19 protein-coding genes and 2 riboswitches are annotated in these 19,427 nt (G+C 39.1%); of the genes, 13 read left to right on the top strand and 6 right to left on the bottom strand.

Features of this window, described 5'->3' with window-relative positions; translation table 11 throughout:
* Positions 1-69 precede the first annotated feature (69 nt).
* Together LAV82_RS08645 and LAV82_RS08640 are read left to right on the top strand one after the other, a co-directional pair.
* The gene (locus LAV82_RS08645) at positions 70-2,250 is read left to right on the top strand and encodes a PAS domain-containing sensor histidine kinase (protein WP_029325074.1); all 2,181 of its coding nucleotides are present in this window, start codon (positions 70-72) and stop codon (positions 2,248-2,250) included.
* Between the two features lie 18 nt (positions 2,251-2,268).
* The gene (locus tag LAV82_RS08640; RefSeq protein WP_029325075.1) at positions 2,269-2,772 is read left to right on the top strand and encodes a methylated-DNA--[protein]-cysteine S-methyltransferase; all 504 of its coding nucleotides are present in this window, start codon (positions 2,269-2,271) and stop codon (positions 2,770-2,772) included.
* On the opposite strand, the gene LAV82_RS08635 is transcribed toward LAV82_RS08640, so the two are convergent.
* From LAV82_RS08635 to LAV82_RS08620, 4 genes are all read right to left on the bottom strand, one after another.
* The gene (locus tag LAV82_RS08635; protein ID WP_013055953.1) at positions 2,773-2,937 is read right to left on the bottom strand and encodes a hypothetical protein; all 165 of its coding nucleotides are present in this window, start codon (positions 2,935-2,937) and stop codon (positions 2,773-2,775) included.
* 133 nt (positions 2,938-3,070) lie between these two features.
* Positions 3,071-4,129, bottom strand: a complete 1,059-nt coding sequence (gene mtnA / locus LAV82_RS08630) for an S-methyl-5-thioribose-1-phosphate isomerase (RefSeq protein WP_013055954.1) — start codon at positions 4,127-4,129, stop codon at positions 3,071-3,073.
* A gap of 35 nt (positions 4,130-4,164) precedes the next feature.
* Entirely contained in the window at positions 4,165-5,337 is a 1,173-nt protein-coding gene (mtnK, locus tag LAV82_RS08625; RefSeq protein ID WP_211078188.1) for an S-methyl-5-thioribose kinase, read from the bottom strand.
* Between the two features lie 135 nt (positions 5,338-5,472).
* Positions 5,473-5,623, bottom strand: a riboswitch (SAM riboswitch).
* Between the two features lie 91 nt (positions 5,624-5,714).
* Positions 5,715-6,497, bottom strand: a complete 783-nt coding sequence (locus LAV82_RS08620) for a carbon-nitrogen family hydrolase (RefSeq protein ID WP_013055956.1) — start codon at positions 6,495-6,497, stop codon at positions 5,715-5,717.
* Positions 6,498-6,609: 112 nt separating this feature from the next.
* Here LAV82_RS08620 and LAV82_RS08615 point away from each other — a divergent pair, with 112 nt between their 5' ends.
* The 10 genes from LAV82_RS08615 to LAV82_RS08570 all read left to right on the top strand — a co-directional run bounded on the left by LAV82_RS08615 (position 6,610) and on the right by LAV82_RS08570 (position 17,030).
* On the top strand, positions 6,610-7,782 hold the full coding sequence (locus LAV82_RS08615) for a pyridoxal phosphate-dependent aminotransferase (RefSeq protein ID WP_053487010.1): 1,173 nt from the start codon (positions 6,610-6,612) through the stop codon (positions 7,780-7,782).
* A 130-nt stretch (positions 7,783-7,912) separates the two neighbouring features.
* A riboswitch (SAM riboswitch) is annotated at positions 7,913-8,019 on the top strand.
* A 79-nt stretch (positions 8,020-8,098) separates the two neighbouring features.
* Positions 8,099-9,343, top strand: coding sequence for a 2,3-diketo-5-methylthiopentyl-1-phosphate enolase (gene mtnW, locus LAV82_RS08610; RefSeq protein WP_499715887.1), 1,245 nt, complete (start codon positions 8,099-8,101; stop codon positions 9,341-9,343).
* Complete coding sequence (locus tag LAV82_RS08605; protein ID WP_013055959.1) at positions 9,340-10,005, top strand: 2-hydroxy-3-keto-5-methylthiopentenyl-1-phosphate phosphatase; 666 nt, start codon at positions 9,340-9,342, stop codon at positions 10,003-10,005. The genes mtnW and LAV82_RS08605 overlap by 4 nt, the downstream gene beginning before the upstream one ends.
* Positions 10,002-10,640, top strand: coding sequence for a methylthioribulose 1-phosphate dehydratase (locus tag LAV82_RS08600; RefSeq protein ID WP_013055960.1), 639 nt, complete (start codon positions 10,002-10,004; stop codon positions 10,638-10,640). The genes LAV82_RS08605 and LAV82_RS08600 overlap by 4 nt, the downstream gene beginning before the upstream one ends.
* Before the next feature lie 15 nt (positions 10,641-10,655).
* Entirely contained in the window at positions 10,656-11,171 is a 516-nt protein-coding gene (locus LAV82_RS08595) for a 1,2-dihydroxy-3-keto-5-methylthiopentene dioxygenase (protein ID WP_499715885.1), read from the top strand.
* 122 nt (positions 11,172-11,293) lie between these two features.
* Positions 11,294-12,370, top strand: coding sequence for a sugar ABC transporter substrate-binding protein (locus tag LAV82_RS08590; RefSeq protein ID WP_499715883.1), 1,077 nt, complete (start codon positions 11,294-11,296; stop codon positions 12,368-12,370).
* Between the two features lie 16 nt (positions 12,371-12,386).
* Positions 12,387-13,892, top strand: a complete 1,506-nt coding sequence (locus tag LAV82_RS08585; RefSeq protein ID WP_499715882.1) for a sugar ABC transporter ATP-binding protein — start codon at positions 12,387-12,389, stop codon at positions 13,890-13,892.
* Complete coding sequence (locus LAV82_RS08580; protein ID WP_063670934.1) at positions 13,889-14,923, top strand: ABC transporter permease; 1,035 nt, start codon at positions 13,889-13,891, stop codon at positions 14,921-14,923. The genes LAV82_RS08585 and LAV82_RS08580 overlap by 4 nt, the downstream gene beginning before the upstream one ends.
* Before the next feature lie 86 nt (positions 14,924-15,009).
* Complete coding sequence (locus LAV82_RS08575; protein ID WP_499715881.1) at positions 15,010-16,350, top strand: CoA-disulfide reductase; 1,341 nt, start codon at positions 15,010-15,012, stop codon at positions 16,348-16,350.
* 440 nt (positions 16,351-16,790) lie between these two features.
* A complete protein-coding gene (locus tag LAV82_RS08570; RefSeq protein ID WP_013055966.1) occupies positions 16,791-17,030 on the top strand; it encodes an aspartyl-phosphate phosphatase Spo0E family protein in 240 nt (79 codons plus the stop codon).
* Between the two features lie 64 nt (positions 17,031-17,094).
* On the opposite strand, the gene LAV82_RS08565 is transcribed toward LAV82_RS08570, so the two are convergent.
* Entirely contained in the window at positions 17,095-17,826 is a 732-nt protein-coding gene (locus LAV82_RS08565; RefSeq protein ID WP_029325085.1) for a ZIP family metal transporter, read from the bottom strand.
* Positions 17,827-17,983: 157 nt separating this feature from the next.
* Positions 17,984-18,751: a DUF4931 domain-containing protein gene (locus LAV82_RS08560; protein ID WP_013055968.1), complete on the bottom strand. Its 768-nt coding sequence runs from the start codon at positions 18,749-18,751 to the stop codon at positions 17,984-17,986.
* A gap of 199 nt (positions 18,752-18,950) precedes the next feature.
* Here LAV82_RS08560 and LAV82_RS08555 point away from each other — a divergent pair, with 199 nt between their 5' ends.
* Positions 18,951-19,421, top strand: coding sequence for a MarR family winged helix-turn-helix transcriptional regulator (locus LAV82_RS08555; RefSeq protein ID WP_013055969.1), 471 nt, complete (start codon positions 18,951-18,953; stop codon positions 19,419-19,421).
* The last annotated feature ends 6 nt before the right edge of the window (positions 19,422-19,427 follow it).

Raw genomic sequence — 19,427 nt, 5'->3', positions numbered from 1 at the left:
ATTTTAAAAAGGTAAAAAGCAAATCTTGTAGAATACTAAGTCTATAGATAAAAGGTGGGGAAATGGGAAGTGCAAAAGAAAGGAGCAATGAGCATGTCACCACATAGAGAATTAACATCTGAAGCTGCGCAAAAGCAGCAAGGTGAATTACAGCAGCTACGAGCTATTTTTAATGACGTATTAGATGCCATTGTCGTATTTGATGAGTATTTTCAAGTTATAAATGCAAATGAATCAGCCTGCGGGCTGTTTGAAAAAACAAAGGATGAGCTATTAACGCATCAAATGAAAGATTTTCTGATGTATTTTCCGTATGACATGATTGAAGCGTATTATCCTGCACTCTTAGAAGAAAGCTATTTTAAATATGAAGGCGCGATGACGCTTCGAAGCGGCATGATGAAACATGTTGAATTTACTTCACACAAACATAGTCACATGTCGGGCATTATTGTGTGTACATTTCGAGATATTACGCAGCACAAAATGATGGAAAATGAACGGTTTATTAGTCATCATATGTTTATGGATGTATTTAATGAAGCGGTAGACGGAATTGTCATTTTTGATCGAACCGGTCAGCTTATCGACGCGAACCCTTCATTTTGCGAACGATTAAATTATACAAGAGCACAGCTTCTAACCAAAACATTAGAAGAGCTTGTAGAACCTACTTATCATTATAAGGTGAAAAAATTATGGAGAACTCTGCATCAAGAAGGAAAGACAAGCGGTGAGCTACCGATCAGGCTCGAAAATGGAGACGTTACTTTTTTTGAATTTACCACAACGGCTAATATATACAGTCAATACTATATGTCCATTATGAGAGACGTGACGGAAAAACGGCTGATGGAGCAGCAGCTGTTGAGAAGCGAAAAAAATTTCAGGGCTATTTTTGAAAATGCGATTGAAGCGATCTTGATTTGGAGAGACGATGGTGAAATCTTGAACGCTAATCTTGCTTCTTCGCGTACATTTGAGCTGCCGTTAAACAAATTAATTGGAAGCAATTTGTATACGTTTATCGATACAAAAAGCTTTAGTGCGTTAAAGGTGCTCCAAACGTTTCAAACAAAAGGAGAAATTCGCAATCAGCTTCCTTTTTACATGCCAAATGGAGAAATCAAACAGTTGGAATTCACAGGGAAAAAAGGCATTATAGAAGGAGACCATTTAACGATTTTTCGAAACATCAGTGAACGTACAAAAATCGAACAGGAGCTTCGGAATAACGAAGAGAAATTCAGACAGATTTTTAATGGTTCGATCGATGGGTTAGTTTTATGGGACGGCAAGCGAAATATTATTGATGTAAATTCTTCTCTTTGTGATATTCTAGAACTCAGCAAAGAGGAGATTTGTGCCCACTCCATGGAGGATTTTATTTCTTCAGCGAATTTAGATGTGGTCATTGAGCATAAAGAAACGATTGAGCAAAAAGGGGAAGCTGAAGGAGAGATTACGTACGTTACGGGGAACGAAAAAGTTAAAAATATCGAATTTTCTACGAAAAAAGATATCTTGCCAGGTCTATATATGACGCTTTTAAGAGACGTAACGGAACGAAATCAAATGCAAGAGCAGATTCGGAAATCGGATACGCTTCAAGTAGTCGGACAGTTAGCAGCTGGGATTGCGCATGAAATCCGCAACCCGATGACGGCTTTAAAAGGGTTTGTTCAGCTGTTAGAAAGCAGCATTCAAGAAGATCACTCTCTTTATTTTGATATTATTAAATCTGAATTAAAAAGAATTGAAACCATTATTACAGAGTTTCTAGTACTCGCTAAGCCACAGGCCGTAAAGTTTGAAAAGAAAAATCTAGCTGCGGTTGTTAAAGAAACGATTGATTTATTAAATGCTCAAGCGCTTTTAGAAAATATTCAGTTTGAACTAAGTGTGTCTCCTCAGCTGCCAATGGTGTACTGCGAGCCGAACCAGATTAAGCAAGTACTAATAAATGTAATTAAAAATGCAATTGAAGTCACGTCAAACGGAGGAAGAATTATTGTTGAAGTTTACTCTACAGAGCCGCACTACGTGACGGTCTCCATTCGAGATCAAGGAGACGGAATGCCCGAAGAGCGCATCAAGCGCTTAGGAGAACCATTTTATACGACAAAAGAAAAAGGAACGGGACTCGGTTTGATGGTCTCATATAAAATTATCGAAGAACATAAAGGGCGAATTGAAGTGGAAAGCAAAATAGGAGAAGGCACAGCTTTTCATGTTATTCTTCCAGCTTAATTAGAAAGGATAAAAAATATGTACTACGGAGAAATGAATTTATTTTCTGATTTAAAAATTTATATTGTAGCCTCGGAAAAAGGGGTTCAACATATTTGGTTTGATAGCGATGATCATAACGAGCAGCTTAAAAAACTTGTCCATGATGAGGATTATCACCATGTGAAAGAAGCAAAGAGACAGCTGCAGGATTATGCTACAGGGCGCACGCTAACATTTGATTTGCCTTTGGATGTAAAAGGAACAGACTTCCAAAAAGAAGTGTGGTTAACGCTTAAAGGTATACCTTATGGACAAACGTGGTCTTACAGTGAGGTAGCGGAGTCTGTTAATCGCTCTAAAGCCGTAAGGGCTGTGGGACAAGCGAATCGTCGAAATCCACTGCCTATTATTTTACCTTGTCACCGTGTGATTGGAAAAAATGGAGCATTAACAGGTTATGCAGGCTCCCAAACTCATATAAAAGAGAAACTATTAATGCTTGAAAGAAATGTAGCAAAAGGCGCTCTGGAGTTGAAATAACTATTCACCGTCTAATTTCCAGCCTTCTCCTTGCACAAAAACACCGTCAATTTGTTGAGGAGAAGGGAGGGAATTTAGTTCTTCATCTTTGGATAAATCGAATAGCTGATATTGCTGCTTACGATTCAGCGCTTTGTTTTTATCCGTTTTTTGCTCTGAACTCATATTTACTCCCCCTTATTCAAAAAGAATCCCCTATAATATATGTAGAAAAAGAAGAGAGTACTGTTACAATTGTGTTACAAATGCAGTTGAAAACCAGTGCTCAACAAAAAAAGCCGCATAGCAGCGGCTTTTTTTATTGAGCAGATTGCAGCAAAACTTTTTGAATGGATTCAAAAGACGGAGAATGGATAATTCCATGCTCTGTAATAATGGCCGTAATCAGTTCGCTTGGCGTCACATCAAAAGCTGGGTTGTACACAGAGATTCCGTCTGGAGCAATTTGTGTATCTCCAATGTGCGTTACTTCTTTAGGTGAACGTTCTTCAATAGGGATGCTGCTGCCGTCTTGAATAGATAAATCAAATGTGGACTGCGGCGCTGCTACGTAAAATGGAATACCGAATGCTTTCGCTAAAAGAGCAAGTCCATATGTTCCAATTTTGTTAGCCGTATCGCCATTTGCTGCAATGCGGTCAGCACCTACAATAATCCCATTAATTCCTTTTGTTTTAATTGTATGAGCGGCCATATTATCCGTAATCAGCGTCACGTCCACTCCCGACTGCTGAAGTTCCCATGCTGTTAAGCGAGAACCTTGAAGAACGGGTCTTGTTTCACAGGCAAATACTTCAAGCGGAATATCGCGCTGCTTAGACAAGTGAAAAGGTGCTAATGCTGTTCCATAATAAGCTGTAGCAATTGAACCAGCATTACATATTGTCATGATTTTATCTTTCTTTTTAAATAAAGAAAGAGCATGATCTCCAATTCGGTAGCACGTTTCTTCATCTTCTACTTGAATTTGAATAGCTTCATGAACAACTTTTGTTTTAGCTTCATTAACGGACGAAGCGGATTCAGCGCTTTTCGCTACGCGCTCCAATGCCCAAAATAAATTGACGGCAGTAGGGCGTGAACTAGCTAAATACTGTTGATCAAGAGCTAGCTTTTTGTTAAATTCCTTGACTGAATCTGTGTCATAGCTAAGCGCAGAAAGAGCAAGACCAAAAGCCGCCGTAATGCCAATTGCAGGGGCTCCGCGTACTTTCAAGGTAGTGATAGCATCCCATACGTCTTTAATGGTTTGCAGCTTAATATATTCAACTTTGCCAGGAAGCTGCTGCTGATCTAATAAAGTAATATATGATTCATTCCATTCCACTGAGCGGGGAAGTGATAGTGTATTTGTCATGCTGATACCGATCCTTTCATTGTGTACATTATTCGTTATCGAAGTAAATGTTCAAATTCATTTGGTGAAACGTCTTGTTGGTGCAGAAGCAAATAACGTCCAATTTTTAACGCAGTACGCTTGGCGTTAATTTTTCTTTCCTCTGAAGAAATTTCGTCTAAGTCCGCCACGTGAGCTAAGCCAATCGTACGTCGAATGATTTCACATCCTGCATATCCAACAGCATCTTGCCACGTTTGCGTTAAAATTTCATGTAATAAGCGCTCATCTTTAGCGAAAGGTTCAGTGTTTTCAGAATGCCAAAGCGCAGTAAAGGTATCTTTGAATACGTTCCATGTGTTCGTAATGTGTGCAAATAACGGTTCGCGATTTGTTTCTCGAGAAAGAGCATTTAAAAATAAATTCGCAACAAATTGCCCTAAATCGAATCCAAACGGACCGTAAAAAGCAAACTCTGGATCAATCACTTTCGTTTCTTGACTGCTAGCAAAGATGCTGCCTGTATGTAAATCACCGTGGATTAGGGTTTGCGCATTTGTTAAAAATTTATATTTTAATTTTGCTGCTTGTAGCTTTACATCACCATCATTCCACAATTCTTCTACATCAGGACGCAGCGCTTTTTCAAATTCATTTGTATCAATATCAAAAAAAGGATCTGTAAACACTAAATCTTCCGTAATATTGCATAAGTCCGGGTTGCTGTACTTAACAACTTCTTCTTTTTTATCCTGAGGCTTTAAGGCGAAATCAGACGTTTTGAACGCAATATGTCCTAAAAAAGAACCGATATGCTGTGAGAGCAGAGGATAACTTTCACCTTGAATAAGTCCGGCGCGAGAAATCGTTAAATGAGACAGATCTTCCATGACCGTAACAGCAAGCGTTTCATCGTGGTAATAAACAGCGGGCACAAGTTCTGGCGTAAATGTACCAAATTGCTTGAGCGCATTGCTTTCAATTGTGGCACGGTTCAATGATAGAGGCCAGCTTTCGCCTACAACTTTTGCATAGGGAAGTGCTTGTTTGACGATAATGGATTTATTCGTTTGATCATTTATGATGTGAAAGACGAGATTTAAGTTGCCGTCACCAATTTCACGGGCAGTCAGCGCTTCTGTGGCATCAAAAAGACCTAGCTTTTTCACAAGTTTGATTGCTGAAATTTCTGTTAAAGGCTGATACTTCTCTGTTTTTGTTGTTGACATCGGAATCCCTCCATAGTTTATTAAACTGATTTGTTTACTAAGTTAATAGGTTTAAGAATATATGGAGGCTTTTATAATTTTAGAAAATATAAAAGCCTCTTTCGTTGGAAAGAGGCTTGATTGTAGTGTTCAAACCTCTTATCTGCCAGAAAGAATTACTTTCTGTTGGAATTAGCACCGTGCCTTTGTAAAACATGTTTTACGGGTGTGATCCATCTTAGGATGGAATGACGGTCGGTTGCTGGGCTTCACAGGGCCAAATCCCTCAGCCAACTCTTGATAAGAGTACGATTACTTATTCAATTTTGATTTGTTTGAATATTTTATGATATCTGGTGAGAATCGTATCATGCAAAAAAACGGCTGTCAATACATAATTAATAAAATTCTGTGCGGCGATCTGTAAAGACAGGAATTTGTTTACGAATTTCTTTTACAAGTTCCAGGTTAACGTCAGCACTTAAAAGTTCTTCGCTATCGCCAGCTTCAGCGATTATTTCTCCCCACGGATCGATGACTAAGGAATGTCCGGCAAATGTGTTATTAGGATCTTGGCCTACACGATTACACGCGATTACATAGCATTGATTTTCGATTGCACGGCTAATGAGCAGGGCTTTCCAGTGGGCAAGTCTTGGAGCCGGCCACTGAGCGACAACAAACAAGACTTCTGCTCCGCTGCTAGTATGAACCCGAATCCACTCTGGAAAACGAATATCGTAACAAATAACTCCTGCGCACAGTGACTGTTCAAGTGTAAAAAGATTTTTTGCTGTTCCTGCTTCGAGATAGAGGTGTTCATCCATTAATTTAAATAAGTGCAGTTTACTGTATTGTGATACTTCACGACCTTTTCGGTCAAAAATATACATCGTATTCGTGACGCCTTGCTCTGTTTTTTTTGCAATCGAACCTGCCACAATATTTACTTCGTTTGTTTTAGCAAACTGAGAGATTAATTGCTTGGCTTGCTGCCCTTCATCATCTGCAATTTCGTCTAGCCGGGTCAAATCATAAGCTGTATCCCATAGCTCCGGAAGCACAAGGATATCAGGGTTTTCTTTCAGGGCTTCCGTCATTTTTTGTTCGATATATTTTCGGTTTTTAGTTGGATTTCCAAACGCAATATCAAGCTGCAAACACGTAATTTTTACACTCACTTTATCATCCGTCCTTTTTTTAGTAGTTGAAAAAAATAACTTTACAAGTTGAGTATTACAATATATTATTTGTGACTAGAATTTCAAGAATTTTTTGAGAAGGTGTGCGATGATGAAACAATTTGAGCAATCGGAACTATTAAAAAGTTTACCAAAACAATTTTTTGCATCACTTGTAGGCAAGGTAGGAAAAGTAATGGCCCAAGGGCACGACGTTATTAACTTAGGGCAGGGAAATCCTGATCAGCCTACTCCTTCACATATTGTAGAAACACTGCAAAAAGCAAGTGCTAATCCTATGCATCATAAATATTCTCCATTTCGGGGGCACCAGTTTTTAAAAGAGGCCGTGGCGACTTTTTATAAGCGAGAATATGGCGTTGATGTGGATCCTGAAAAAGAAGTAGCTATTTTATTTGGCGGAAAGGGTGGACTTGTTGAAATCCCGCAGTGCTTGTTAAACCCTGGAGATACGGTGCTGGTTCCGGATCCTGGATATCCTGATTACTGGTCTGGAGTAGAGCTTGCAAAGGCAAAGATGGAAGTGATGCCGCTCACGGCTGAAAATCATTTTCTACCCGTATACGAAGAGATAAGTGAAAGTGCTAAAGAACAGGCAAAACTCATGTTTTTAAACTATCCGAATAATCCTACTGGTGCAGTGGCAACGGCAGAATTTTTTGAAGACACCGTGGCATTTGCTGCCAAGCACGATATTTGTGTGGTACACGACTTTGCCTACGGAGCAATTGGATTTGATGGTAAAAAGCCAATCAGCTTTTTACAGACTTCCGGTGCAAAAGAGACGGGAATTGAAATTTATACTCTTTCTAAAACGTATAACATGGCGGGATGGCGAGTTGGATTTGCTGTAGGAAATGAAAGTGTAGTAGAAGCTATTAATCTTCTTCAAGATCATATGTATGTCAGTCTCTTTGGGGCGGTTCAAGAGGCAGCAGCCGCAGCTCTGTTGGAATCTCAACAATGTGTGAATGATTTAGTTAAGCGCTATGAATCTAGACGCAATACCTTTATTCAAGGGCTTCGAGAAATTGGTTGGGATGTTACATCTCCAGCAGGCTCCTTTTTTGCATGGCTAAAAGTTCCTAAAGGATATACTTCCGAACAGTTTTCAGATTTACTTCTTGAAAAAGCGCACGTTGTAGTTGCGCCTGGTGTAGGCTTTGGAACATATGGTGAAGGCTATGTGCGCGTAGGACTGCTGACGGATGAAGAGCGCATGAGAGAAGCTGTATCTCGAATAAAAAAATTAAATTTATTTTAAAAACGCATTGACAACTCTTTTTGAGTTGGCTTAATATGTAAGAAGTTAACGAGATTAATAACCTATAAATCCTAGCGGTATTTTTTATTTAGTATATAATCTACGAATTCAATTTAAATAAATAGCAACTTTCTTATTAAGAGTAGGTGGAGGGACTAGCCCGATGAAGCCCGGCAACCGACTTAACGCATGTTAAGCACGGTGCTAATTCTTGCAGCAGCAGCTGAGAGATAAGAAGAGCAACGAAAGCCTCTTCTTAATCACAGAAGAGGCTTTTTTATTAACGATATTAAACAGCAAGGGAGTTTTTAGCATAATGAGCGAAATCGTTGCAAGCTACTTACTACATGATAATAAAGGGAATTTTCATAAAAAAGCGGAAGGAATCGCTTTAGGACTAACCGTCGGCTCATGGACAGATCTGCCGCTTTTAGATCAACAGCAGCTTCAAAAGCATAAAGGGCGCGTCGTGTCAGTAACTGAGCTTCAAGAGTGCGAACGTGTAAACGGATATTTAGGCGGAGAAATTAAGCAGGCTATTGTCAAAATTGCTTATCCAACTGCCAACTTTTCAAAAGATTTACCGGCTATTTTAGTTACGGTTTTCGGAAAACTATCACTTGATGGAAAAGTGAAATTATTAGACTTGGATTTTCCTGATGAATTATTAGCTGAATTCCCAGGACCGCGCTTTGGAATAGAAGGTATCCGAGAGAAATTAGGCGTTTATGACCGTCCGCTTGTGATGAGTATTTTTAAAGGCGTGATTGGAAGAGATATGACGTACTTAACAACTCAGCTGCGTGAGCAAGCGCTTGGCGGAGTGGATTTGGTTAAAGACGACGAGATTTTGTTTGATAGTGAACGAACACCTTTTGAAGCTCGTGTTACAGAAGGGAAAAAAGTACTGAATGAAGTATACGAAAAAACGGGACACCGCACGCTGTATGCTGTTAATTTAACGGGACGAACGTTTGAATTAAAAGAAAAAGCGAGAAAAGCAGCTGAGCTAGGAGCCGATGCTCTTTTATTCAACGCATTTGCTTACGGGTTAGACGTACTGCAGGAACTTCGAGAAGATGATGAAATTAACTTGCCGATTATGGCACACCCAGCTGTTAGCGGAGCGCTTACGCCATCAGAATTTTACGGTTTTTCAAATTCATTACTGCTTGGAAAGCTATTGCGCTTAGCCGGAGCAGATTTTTCACTGTTTCCATCACCATACGGAAGCGTAGCGCTTTCTCTTGAAGATACGACAGGCATTGCCTACGAATTAACGCGTCCTGTATACAAATATAAGCAGTCTTTCCCGGTTCCTTCAGCAGGAATTCATCCTGGAATGGTACCGCAGCTTATGAAGGACTTTGGAATCGACAGCATTATTAATGCAGGAGGCGGAGTTCACGGTCATCCAGACGGAGCTATCGGAGGAGGAAAGGCATTCCGTGCGGCGATAGATGCAGTACTCTCTCATCAAACACTAGCCGAAAAGGCGGAAGAATCAAAAGAGTTGCAAAAAGCCTTAGAACTATGGGGAATAGTAGAGGTGAAAGCATGACATCGTTAAAAATCTTTTGTGACTTTGATGGAACAATCACAAATAGCGATAACATTATTGCTATTATGAAGCAATTTGCTCCCCCGGAGTGGGAAAGTATTAAAGACGACGTGTTGGCACAGCGCGTCTCCATTCAAGAAGGAGTAGGGCAAATGTTTGCCTTGCTCCCCGTGGAATTAAAGGAAGATATTATTTCTTATATTTTAGAGACGTCTGCTATTCGAGATGGATTTGATGATTTTATTGCCTATACAAAAGAGCACCATATTCCGCTTTATATTGTAAGCGGAGGAATTGACTTTTTTGTAAAACCACTTTTGGGAAATCGAGTTGCAGAGGAAATGCTCTACTGCAACGGATCTGATTTTTCCGGTGAGCGCATTTCCATTACGTGGCCTCATACATGTGATAAACAGTGTACAAATAACTGCGGCTGCTGTAAGCCAACGATTATTCGCCATCTTGCAGATGAAAGAGATCATACGGTTGTTATTGGCGATTCCATTACGGATTTGCAGGCTGCCAAATTAGCTGATACGGTCATTGCACGTGACTTTTTAATCAAAAAATGTGAAGAGCTATCTCTACCGTATCGTCCTTTTTCTACTTTTTATGATGTGATTCATCATTTACAAGAATTAACAGAAGAGGTGAAAGCATGAGTATCATGGCTCAGCAAAGATTGCATGAGCTTGCGGATATAAAAGATGAGCTGGCAGAGCGCGATTGGTTCTTCGGTACAAGCGGAAACTTAGCAATTAAAGTGGATCAAAATCCGACAACTTTCTTTGTATCAGCAAGTGGAAAAGACAAAAGAAAACGTACAAATGAAGATTTTTTATTAGTTGATCAATACGGAAAGCCTGCAGAAGACACGCATTTAAAGCCTTCTGCTGAAACGCTTTTGCACGTTAAGATTTACGATTTAACGAATGCTGGGTGCAGTCTTCATGTACATACAATCGACAACAACGTGATCTCTGAACTGTACGGAGATGAAGGCGTTATTTCATTCAAAGGTCAAGAAATTATTAAGGCGCTAGGCATTTGGGAAGAAGATGCGGAAATTACTGTTCCGATTATTCCGAATTACGCAGATATTCCGACACTAGCAGAAGAGTTTTCTCACCATATAAAAGGCGACCAAGGCGCGATTTTGATTCGTAACCACGGAATTACAGTATGGGGGAAAAATGCATTTGAAACAAAAAAAGCGCTAGAAGCCTATGAATTTTTATTTAGCTACCATATTAAACTACTGTCACTTAAAGGCCTTAAGCCAAAAGTGCATTTATAAAAGGAGGAAGCAACAATGGCGCGAATTCGCTTACATGTAAACAATAAAAGAATTGAAACTCAAGAAGAAGTATCAGCTTTTCTGGCAAATAATGAAGTTATTTATGAAAACTGGGATATTACAAAACTTCCAGAAAATCTTCGTGAAAAATATGATTTAACTAATGAAGAAAAAACAGAAATTTTAAACGCTTTTGGTGAGGATATTAAAGATATTTCTGAACGCCGCGGCTATAAAGCTCAAGATGTTATCTCGCTATCGGAATCTACACCAAATATTGATGAATTGTTAAAAAACTTTCAGCGCAAGCATATTCATACAGATGACGAAGTTCGCTTTATTGTAAGTGGTCATGGAATTTTTGTTATTCAAGGAAAAGACGGCGAATTTTTTGATGTTGAATTAGAGCCGGGCGATTTAATTTCAGTACCAGAAAACATTCTTCATTACTTTACACTAATGGAAGATCGTAAAGTAGTCGCTGTCCGAATTTTCGTGACAACTGAAGGATGGGTACCTATTTACGCATAACAATTACTTGTAAAGCATAGGTCATCATCACCCCGCTTTTACATCTAAAAGCGGGGTATTCTTTGGATTATTATAAAACTAACTATTTTTATGTGAATAATAAGTTTAATGGGAGGAACACCATGAAAAAGAGTAAAAAAATGCTGTGGCCACTTACTTTGCTCGTGCTTCTAGTCTTTGCGCTGGCTGCCTGCACGAAAGAACAGCCAAGTCTAAACGAGAAAGCACAGGCAGCTCCAGCGCAGCAAGCGGCTTCTGCTAAGCCTGTACAGCAAGAAGGAAAAAAGGTTACGAAAGATACAAAAATTGCGCTTATTTCTGAATTTACGTCAGGCACTCATGCTGCTCAATATATAACAGGTGTGACAAAAGCGGCTAAAAAAGTGGGAGTACAGCTATCCGTTTCTGATTCAAACAATGATCAATCCAAAATGGCTGCTTATTTAGACACGGCTATTAACCAAAATGTTGACGGTATTATGATTGACCACGGCCGGGCTGAAACTCTTGAACCTGGTGTGAAGCGCGCGATTGCAAAAGGAATTCCCGTTATTGCAACAGACGTAGAATTAAAAGTAGAAGGCGTTACAACCATCGATCAAGACGACTATATGCTTGCGCTCCAGGGGTTGAAACAAATGATGCAGGACATTAACGGAAAAGGAAACATTGTATATGCGTTTGTTGGAGGCTTTGCGCCGATGGAAAAGCGCGACAGCATTTATAAAATTATGATGAATCGCTATCCAGATGTAAAACAAATTGCCACGTTCGGAAGCGCAACGGACAATACCTCATTAGACACACAAAATAAAATGGCAGCTGTGTTGAAGCAGTATCCAAATAAAGGAGACATTGCGGCCGTTTGGGCACCTTGGGACGAATTTGCCAAAGGAGTCACAAGAGCGATTAAAGAAGCAGGACGAGATGAGATTAAAGTATACGGAGTGGACTTATCTGATGAAGATCTGCAAATGATGCAGGCAAAAAACAGCCCGTGGAAAGCGTCAGCTGCTGTAAATCCAGCTTCAGTAGGAGAAAAGCAAGTTGATTTGCTTCTTAAAAAGATTTCCGGTCAAGACATCCCTCGCTATTATTCCTTTGATCCGGTTTTAGTCAAACAAACAGACTTGCCTAATCAAACGATTAATATGGATCAGCTTAGTCAGTACGTAGAAGAATGGGGTAAAAAAGAATAGAAGTGGAGGGATAGAGATGACGAACGAGCTTTCAATGAAGAACATTATAAAAAACTTTGGTTCTTTTCAAGCCCTGAACAAAGTTGATTTTACTGTTCAAAAAGAGGAAATTCATGCTTTATTGGGAGCCAATGGTGCCGGTAAAAGTACGTTGATGAAAATATTGTGCGGAGCTTACGACGAATACGAAGGAAAGATCTACAAAGACGGAGGTGAAATCTCCATTTCTTCTCCTAAAGAAGCTAAGCGCCACGGCATTGGCATTGTGCATCAAGAAGTCGATGTAGCGCTGATTCCTTCGCTATCAGTAGCTGAAAACATCGTGCTAGATGTGCAGGCTTCTGAGAAAAGTAAGACATTTGTAAACTGGAAATCTATCTATAAAAAAGCGGAAGAAGCTCTTGCTTTACTTGGTTCTTCTCTATCCGTTAGAAAAAATGTTGTTGATTTAACTCTATCAGAGAAGCAGCAGGTGCTTATTGCACGTGCAATTGTACAGAACGTTGACTATTTAATTTTGGATGAACCAACCGCACCTCTTAGTGTGGAAGAGACGAAACAATTGTTTTCTGTGATGAGAGAGCTGAAGAAAAATGGAGTAGGTATTATTTACATTTCACATCGCCTTCAAGAAGTGGTAGATATTTGTGACCGCTTAACGGTTTTAAAAGACGGACGCTATGTAGCCACAAAAGAAACTTCACATACCTCGATCGAAGACGTGATTACACTTATGTTAGGAACGGCTTCTGTAAAGCAGTGGGTCAAAAAATCAGTAGAAGTTGGAAACCAACTTTTACACGTAGAAGCATTATCTCTTCCAGGGCGGCTTTCTAATATCTCTTTTCATGTAAAAGAAGGAGAAGTAGTCGGTATTGCAGGGCTTGTAGGAGCGGGGAAAACCGAGCTTTGCCGAAGTCTATTTGGATTGGAGCAACATGTCAGCGGCAGTGTTGAGTTAAAAGGCAAGAAATTAAAGTTGAATAAGCAGCCGTATTATTATATTGCACAAGGTCTTTCTCTTGTTCCTGAAGAACGAAGAAAAGAAGGGATTTTTGTTCATGAATCGATTGCGGATAACTTAGTTTTGCCAAGTCTGTCCCGCTTTACAAATTATTCGTTTCTAAAGCGAGGAAAGATCAAAGAAAAAGCGCAGAAAACGACTGGGCAAGTTGGAGTAAAGTCTCATTCTATCGAGCAGTCAGTTGGAACGTTAAGCGGTGGAAATCAGCAGAAAGTAGCAATCGGAAAATGGCTTGTTACGGACTCTGATGTACTGTTGTTCGATGAGCCAACTAAAGGGGTCGATGTAGGCTCCAAGCGAGAGATATTTGATTTAATTACAAATCTTGTGTCACAGCAAAAAGGAGTTGTTTATGCAACCTGTGAATTCGAGGAGCTGCTAGGGGTAGCGGATCGAATTTATGTTATGTACAACGGAAAAATCGTGAAAGAATTATCCAAAGAAGAAGCAACTAGTGAAAAATTATTTTATTATACAGCAGGAGGAGTAAAAGGATGAGTGCGGAGTACATAACAGAACCTGTAGCGAAACCAAAGAGAAAAATAAGCGTTTTCGACTTTTTTTATAAATATGGGACAGTCTTAATGATTTTTGTTATTATGATTATTTTTTCCATTGCCACACCTAACTTTTTAACAGGAGAAAACATTAGTGATATCCTGCGCTCTATTTCCATTGTTACCTTAATCGCGCTTGGTGTAACGATATCGTTAACCGTCAACGGACTCGATTTATCTGTAGGGTCTACGGCTGGATTAGCCACTATTTTATCAGCCTCTATGCTTGTTTTACACAGACAAGAAATTGCAGTCGCTATCATTGTTCCGATTATTGCATCGCTTCTTATCGGGTTAGTAAATGCTTTTTTAGTAGTGAAAGTAAAGATTCCTGATATTTTAGCTACTCTTTCAATGATGTTCATCGTACAGGGGATTTTATTAACGTATACAAAAGGCTCAGCTATTTATACCAATATGCCTTTACCAAGCGGAGACAGAGCTCCGGGAATTTTTATTCCATCTTTCCTTGCACTAGGGCAAGGTCACTTTCTAGGTATTCCTGTTCCTGTTATCATTATGCTGCTGACGGTGCTGCTTGTTCATATCGTTTTTTCCTATACGAAGTTTGGGCGTTTTTTCTACGTAACAGGAGGGAACATAGAAGCTGCAAGACTTTCGGGTGTACCGGTTAACCGTTACCGTATGTATGCCTATATGTTTTCAGGTTTGCTTGCTGGAATTGGAGGAGTCGTTTTAGCTGCCCGTATTGGAGTAGGAGAAGTGAACGCCGGCTCCCCATTTTTAATGGATGCCGTAGCTGCTACATACATTGGCTTTTCCGTATTTGGAGCAGGGAAACCAAATGTATTCGGGACGCTGATTGGCTCTATTTTAATTGGTGTGCTGTTAAATGGGTTAACGATGCTAAATGTTCCGTATTATATGCAAGACATTATTAAAGGAGCTGTATTAGCAGGAGCCTTGGCTTTGACGTATTACCGCTCGAAACAAACATCTACGGCTGTGTGAACAGCCGTTTTTTTTCGTTTGAAATCGGGAAGAATAAGGAAAAACAATAGTATAGCCTATTATTTATGTAGAAAGAGGGAGTATAGATGAAACGTGTCGTCATTATAGGAGGAGTAGCCGCCGGAATGAGCGCAGCTTCACAGCTTCGCCGGATGAAAGAAAAAGAAGAAGTGGAAATCCTTGTGTTTGAAAAAGGTGGAGATATCTCTTACAGCGCATGCGGCATGCCTTACTATCTGTCAGGTGTTGTAAAAGAAAAAGACGATTTGATTGCTCGGACGAAACAAGAATTTGAAGAGCGAAACATCTCCGTCCATCTTTTTCACGAAGTTAAAGAAGTAAATCATACAAAAAAATACATAGTAGTGCAAAATGTAAAGACGCAAACGGAAAAAGAGATAACATATGATGAACTTATCATTGCAACTGGAACAACGGCTGTTAAACCCAATTTTATGAGTGATAACATGCCGAATGTATGCACATTAAAGTCATTAGAAGACAGCGAAAGAATCTATGCATATCTACAGGCTCACTCCGTAGAGAAAGTCACCATTATCGGCGGAGGATATGTCGGAATGGAAGTAGCTGAAGCAATGAAGGCTTTGGGAAAAGAAGTACGGGTTATTGAACAGGGAAAGCAGATTCTATCTATTTTAGATCAAGAAATGGCAGAACATTTACAAAAGCAGTTAGATGACGATATTTTATTTCATTTCGAAGAAGAAGTGGAAGCATTGCTGCATTCAGATGGTTCCGTCACTCACGTTCAAACAAACCGTCAAACGTATCAAACAGATTTAGTGATTGTAAATGTAGGAGTTCGTCCGAATACGCAATTCTTAGAAAGAAACGGACTAAGGATGCTTGAAAATGGAGCTATTTTAGTAAACGAGAAGTTGGAAACCAACGTGCCTCATATCTACGCAGCAGGAGATTGTGCAACGAGCTATCACCGCGTATTAAAAAAAGATGTTCATATTGCTCTTGGAACCATTGCCAATAAGCAGGGAAGGGTTCTTGGTTACCGATTAGGGGGAGAAAATAGAGAATTTTCGGGTGTTGTAGGTACAAGTATTGTCAAAGTGATGGACTATGAAATTGGGAAAACCGGCATTTCAGAAAGAGAAGCAAGAGAAAATTCTCTTTTATACAAAGCCATCACGGCCGAAGCTCCGAGTCATGCGTCTTACTATCCAGGAGCTGAAAAGATTGTAATAAAACTTGTTTATCATCCTGAAACAAAAGAGATTTTGGGGGTTCAAATGATTGGTAAAGAAGGAGTAGCAAAACGAATCGATGTATTTGCGACAGCTATTACTTGCCGCCTCACAACAGATGAAATAACCATGCTAGATCTTTCGTATGCTCCTCCTTTTGCTACGGTATGGGATGCTGTACAAATTGCTGCTCAGAAAGCTGAATAGAAAAAGATGCAGGGACAAAAGTATGAAGATCCGAACAAATTGATTCTTGATTAAGAATCAACTTCGTTCGGATTTTTTTGTGGTGATGGTGAACGCAGGCTTCATATATTTAGCTGCTTTTAGCTGTTGATTGGAGGGCAAGGCGAAAACTCCTGCGAGACAAACGGTTCAGCTCATGTATCCCATTTGTTCGTTTTTAGATTGTATTGATTTCGTTATGTCTCAATCTTTTTTCTATTCGACAAGCAGCATCTTTTGTCGAAAAACAAGTTGTAAAAAAAAGATAAATGGTATTCCTATAATAATGTAAGCGTTTTTAAAATCCGACAAAATAATTTTTTTGCAAAAAAAATGTCTATTATTGCGACTCTATTTACATATTTAGTAGAATTTGTAATAATGCGTTATAAGCTAATTTTTTTGTCATAGGAGAGGATTTTGTGTTTGGAGTGAGAAATAGAACGAAATCAGAGAGATTATTAGTAGAAATCGTCCAAAAAAGACAAAAGATGGTGCAGATCGGAGAAGAAAAAGGTTTGACTAATGAAGAAACCGTTACCTGTAGTCAAGAGCTTGATCAGCTCTTACTCGTTTATCAAAAGCAGCGTTTAAAAGAAGAGGAAGAAAAGACATCGTTTGCCACACTGATTAGCCGCTTTTTATCTTTTTCAAAGCTGTAATGCAGGACAAGCATTCGGGATCGGGCAGTAAAACAATTATGCTGCCCGTGGCCTCTCTTCACCTTTAAAAAATGTTAATTAAAAAGATCATAAACAAAATACCAAAAATAAACGAATAAGTAGCAAATCTTTCGTTTCCATCGCCGTGACTTTCTGGAATCAACTCTTTATAAATAATAAAAAGCATGGCTCCAGCAGCAAAAGCTAATCCATATGAAACGAGAGAATCAACAAAATTAGTTAAATAAAACCCGAGTAAAGACGTTACAATCTCAACGGAGCCTGTAAGAGTAGCAATTAAAAATGCTTTTATTTTATTGATATTTTGCTGAGCTAAAAATAGCGCGACCAACAGTCCTTCAGGTGCATTTTGAAGACCGATTGCAAGGGCGATTAAGTTCCCTGTATTTTCAACATTTGAAGCGTAGCTAACACCAACAGACAGTCCTTCAGGAAGGTTATGCAAAGTAATAGCGGAAACAATTAAAAGTGCTTTTTCGTCAAACTGAATGCCGGTTTTAGAATGCTCAAGGTCAATGTGAGGAATATTCTGCTCCAAGAGTGTTAATGTTACAACTCCAAGCAGTAAGCCAATGGCTAAGGGAAAAAATCCGCCGCTTTGAAGAGATTCAGGAATCAAGCTCATAGTAGAAGCAGCTGTCATAATACCTGCAGTGAGCGCAAGAAGTATATCTTTCCACCGATGAGTGAGTTCTTGGTTCAAAAACAGAATAGGCAAAGCGCCTACTCCAGTCGATAGTGCAGAAAGAATGCTTCCAATTAGTACCTCAGTCATAAACCGTCTCCTTTTACGTATTCTTCTTTTTATCCTCAATTCACATCGTTCTTTTAGTGTATGTTTTTTTGTTTTCTATGAGCATGACTATTTTAAAAATGAATAGCTTTATGCAATAACCTTACAAAAAAAGTTGAACCAGTGAAGGTTCAACTTTTTAGGTAAAGTACAGCTCCTGAACTTGGTTAGCAATGTGCTCAAGCTTATTGGAAACTTGAGGAATGCCATATCCTACATACAAAGGAGATGTGGCAAAGCGAGGAATGATTTTCGCCGCAATTTTGCCGTTTTTAAGATTATAAAAAAATAAGTTGTAGCTCGTGCAGCTACGATGAAAATGATTTAATAAATAGTGAGCAGCCGTTTGAAGATAATCTGCAAATGCGTGCAGCTCTTTGTCAAGCTTATCCGTTATCACGTTAAATTCAAAAAAGCCCATTCTAGGTTTTACAGATAAATTAAATGTGACGTGTTCATTTTTGGCAATTGTGACTCCTTCAAACTGCTCTAGCTTCACATTTTCATTTACATCCATCTCATTTAAACCAATAATTTGCATATGAGGATGCCGTAACGATCCTCCGGACATAGGTCCATGGTTTTTGAAGAAAAGAACAGAAGCATATTCACCGCTATTCATCATAGATATCCATCGTTCAGTAGCGAAGCTCAGCAAGGTGTACAGATGTTCTTTTGGATAAACAGATAGTTCCGAGGAACATTCATCGGTCTCAATAATAACCGTCTGATAAGCATCTTGCAGAACAGGAAATTTATTCTTTAGCCAAATGATAGGTCCTTGTTTTTCAATGATGCCTGTGAGAGATTCAACGTCACAAAATGGACAGGGATTTTGCCGGTTAACGATTGTTTCAGGCTTTTGTGAACCAATCGCGGAATTAAATAATAAATGGGTTGGTTTCATAATCATTCACCTTTTTATGTAATGGTCATATGTTTATTGTATTAAAAGCATATGTATAAATCCACTTATATACATTTTTTATCAAAAAAATTGTACAAGCGGAGAGAATAACCGATGAAATAAGCCTGCTTTGATTGACTTTGAAGGGAAATTTTAGTATTATCTTGATATCAAGATAATATTAAAGGAACTGATTAAAATGACGAATGATGTAACTAGAGAAGAGTTAGACCAATCTCTTAAATTATTTATTGTACTATCTCGTGCCAATCGTTCAATTAATGATCATGTGCATAAATTTATTCAACAGCATGGAATGAATCCAACCGAATTTGCTGTCCTAGAGTTATTGTATCACAAAGGTCAACAGCCTCTGCAGCAAATTGGCGGAAAAATTCTACTCGCAAGCGGCAGTATTACTTATGTAGTAGACAAACTTGAGAAAAAAGGCTTCTTAGAGCGCGTTGCTTGTCCGAACGATCGCCGCGTAACCTACGCAGCGATCACTCCGCAAGGCAAGGAAATGATTGAAAGTATGTTTCCGAGTCATGAAAAAAGAATTCATGATATTCTATCCGTTTTATCTAGCGAAGAAAAGGAAGTTGCTATTTCGATGCTTAAGAAACTGGGGCACTATGCAGATGAATTTTTACCGGAATCGACTAATTAACTAAGG

Source organism: Bacillus sp. ILBB4 (assembly GCF_035064545.1).
In the GTDB taxonomy this organism is placed as follows: domain Bacteria; phylum Bacillota; class Bacilli; order Bacillales; family Bacillaceae_H; genus Priestia.
This window is presented reverse-complemented; position numbering and strand designations above follow the sequence as displayed.